Source organism: Duganella flavida, from assembly GCF_009857445.1.
GTDB lineage: Bacteria > Pseudomonadota > Gammaproteobacteria > Burkholderiales > Burkholderiaceae_D > Rugamonas > Rugamonas flavida.
On record NZ_WWCN01000042.1, the window covers coordinates 1 to 3,055 of the forward strand.

General features: G+C 57.9%; 2 protein-coding genes and 1 rRNA gene. 2 read left to right on the plus strand and 1 reads right to left on the minus strand.

Features of this window, described 5'->3' with window-relative positions:
- Positions 1-257 precede the first annotated feature (257 nt).
- Both GTP46_RS29015 and GTP46_RS29020 read left to right on the plus strand, forming a co-directional pair.
- Entirely contained in the window at positions 258-1,619 is a 1,362-nt protein-coding gene (locus GTP46_RS29015; RefSeq protein ID WP_161010101.1) for a sodium-dependent transporter, read from the plus strand.
- 46 nt (positions 1,620-1,665) lie between these two features.
- Positions 1,666-2,877 carry a sensor histidine kinase gene (locus GTP46_RS29020; RefSeq protein WP_202414485.1) on the plus strand — a complete coding sequence of 404 codons (1,212 nt, stop codon included), beginning with the start codon at positions 1,666-1,668 and terminating at the stop codon, positions 2,875-2,877.
- Between the two features lie 58 nt (positions 2,878-2,935).
- On the opposite strand, the gene rrf is transcribed toward GTP46_RS29020, so the two are convergent.
- Positions 2,936-3,048: ribosomal RNA gene (gene rrf, locus GTP46_RS29025) — 5S ribosomal RNA — on the minus strand.
- Between the last annotated feature and the right edge of the window lie 7 nt (positions 3,049-3,055).

Consider the following 3,055-nt stretch of genomic DNA (forward strand, 5'->3'; position numbering starts at 1 on the left):
CTGGTCACTGGTTCGCTCACTCAAAATACTGACAGTATTACTACTGTATTATTTCTTGTAGAGCATTTAATGCTTTTTGTTGCAGCATCAAACGCCCACATTTATCGACTGTAATTTTTTAAAGATCTGTTACTGCTTGCTGCGAATCGTTGTGTCCGTCAGCGAAGAGACAAGATTATGCCGCGTGGCCTTCATTCCGTCAACCCTCTTTTTTCGTTTGCTACAATCGCTTCCTTTGATTTCGATAGAAAGCAGCAATGAGTAACGCAATTAAACGCGGTGGTTTCAGCTCCAGCTTTGGCGTTCTAACCGCCACACTGGGTTCGGCTGTCGGCCTCGGCAATATCTGGAAGTTCCCTTCCCTGACCGGCGCCAACGGCGGCGCCGGCTTCCTGCTGGTATATCTGCTGGCGACGCTGGTGATCGGCCTGCCGGTAATGATTGCAGAAATTACGATGGGCCGCGCCGCCAAGGCCAACCCCATTACCACGCTACAGACGCTGTCGCCCAAGAAGGGCTTGCCGTGGTGGCTGATCGGTGCGGGTGGCATGTTGGCCGCCTTCCTGATTCTGTCTTTCTATTCTGAAGTAGTGGCCTGGGTATTCGCCTATGTATTCAAAGCCATCGGCGGTAGCATCCTCAGCAGCGATCGCCATGTGACTGAAAGTGCATTCGGTGCGTTAATTGCCGATCCGGTGCAGTCGCTGCTGTGGCAGTGGGGTGTACTGGTGTTCATCGGCGGCATCCTGCTACTGGGCGTGACCAAGGGCATTGAAGGAATAACCAAGAAGCTGATGCCCGTCCTGTTCGTATTGCTACTGCTGCTGTGTGCGGTTAGCCTGACCTTGCCCAAGGTCGGTGAAGGTTTGGCCTTCCTCTTCAAGCCGGACTTCAGCAAGATCACTGCCGGCGTCATCCTGACTGCGATGGGCCTGGCGTTCTTCAAGCTGTCGCTGGGCATGGGCACCATGATGACCTACGGCTCCTACTTCCGCGACGACCAAAATATTCCCGCCACCACGCTGCGCGTCATGCTGGCCGATCTGTTCGTCTCCATGCTGGCGGGGATCGCCATCTTCCCGGCGGTGTTCAGCTTCGGCTTTGAGCCGGCGGCCGGCCCGGCGCTGGTGTTCATCACCATTCCGACGGTGTTCTCACAAATCCCCGGTGGCCAGCTGCTGATGATTGCCTTCTTTGCGCTGGCCGCTGTCGCCGCGACCGGCGCCATGCTATCGATGATGGAAGTGCCGGTAGTGATCCTGCACGAGCGCTTCGGCATGAGCCGCCCGAAAGCCACGCTGCTGACCATTGCCGCGCTGGTGGTACTGGGCTCCAGCTGCGCGCTGACCAACAGCCTGCTGGCCGACTTCAAATTGTTCGGCAAGAATATGTTCGATCTGTTCGACTTTGCCTCGTCCAATGTGCTGCTGCCGCTGGGTGGCATTTTGCTAGCCGTGTTTGTGGGCTGGGTGTGGGGTCGCGACAACTTCCAACGCGCGCTGTCGAACCAGGGGGAATTGCAGAACGCCGCTGTGACAAGTGCGGTGTTCTTCCTGCTGCGCTATGTGTCGCCGTTGCTGATTCTGATAGTGATGCTGAAAGGCCTCGATTTGTTCTGAGGCAGCGTTATATACTAGCCGCACCATGAAATAGTCAGGGTGCGCGATGAACCAGAGCGAGGTCCCCGTAGTGCCGATGCCGACGATTCTGATCGTCGACGACTCACCGTCCTACCTGGCCGCGCTGCTAGACCGGCTGGAACGGCACGGCTTCCTGATCGTGCTGGCGCAAACTGCGGCCGAAGGCCTGATGCGCGCCGCGTTTGCCGAGCCAGACCTGATCCTGCTCGACGTCGTCATGCCCGACATCGACGGCTTCGAAGCCTGCCGGCGCCTGAAGGCCGGCAAAAACACCAAGGATATCCCGGTCATCTTCATGACCGGCCTGACCGATCCCAAGCAAAAAGTCACCGGCTTCGATGCCGGCGGCGTCGACTACATCACCAAGCCCTTCCAGATCGAGGAAGTGCTGGCCCGCATCAATACCCACCTGGCCCTGCGCCGCGCCAACCGCGAGCTGCACGACATGATCGCGACACTGGCCAAGGCGCGCGAAGACCTGGTGCGCAATGAAAAGCTGGCGGGGCTGGGCGCGCTGGTGGCCGGCATCGCGCATGAACTGAATACGCCGATCGGCAACAGCCTGATGGCGGCCACCACCTTCGAGATGCAAACCGACGATATCAGCCAGCACATCACGGCCGAAGGCGGCATCAAGCGTAAGGAGTTTGAGCATTACATTGAGAACGCGCGGCTGTCGGTGGACATCCTCAGTCGCAATCTGCACCGCGCGGCCGACATCGTCACCAACTTCAAGCAGGTGGCGGTTGACCAGACCAGCTCGGCGCGGCGCAGCTTCCTGCTGGCGGAGGTCATTGCCGGCAATCTGCTGACGCTACAGCCGACCATCAAACGCACGCCATTCGTCATCCAGCAGCAGGTGCCGCCGGAGCTGATGATGGAAAGTTATCCCGGTCCGCTGGGCCAGGTGGTGACCAACCTGATCAACAACGCCATCCTGCATGGTTATGAAGGCCGAAGTGAAGGCCTGATTGCGGTCAGCGCGACGCTGTCGTCGCAAGGCTGGGTGACGCTAAGCGTGGAAGATCACGGTGTCGGCATTGCGCGCGAAGATTTGTCGCGCATCTACGATCCGTTTTTTACGACCAAGATGGGAGTGGGTGGATCAGGACTGGGCTTGAATATCGCGCACAACATCGTGACCGAGATCCTCGGCGGCAAAATCGATGTGAACAGTGAGGTGGGAGGCGGGACGCGCTTTACGCTGACGCTGCCGATGTCGGCACCGCTGAAATGAAAACAGAAATGAAAAAGGCCCGCACAGAACGCTGAGCGGGCCTAATTCGGTATAACTAGCTTGACGATAACCTACTTTCACACTGGTTGCAGCACTATCATCGGCGTAGAGTCGTTTCACGGTCCTGTTCGGGATGGGAAGGGGTGGGACCGACTTACTATGGTCATCAAGCTTTGAC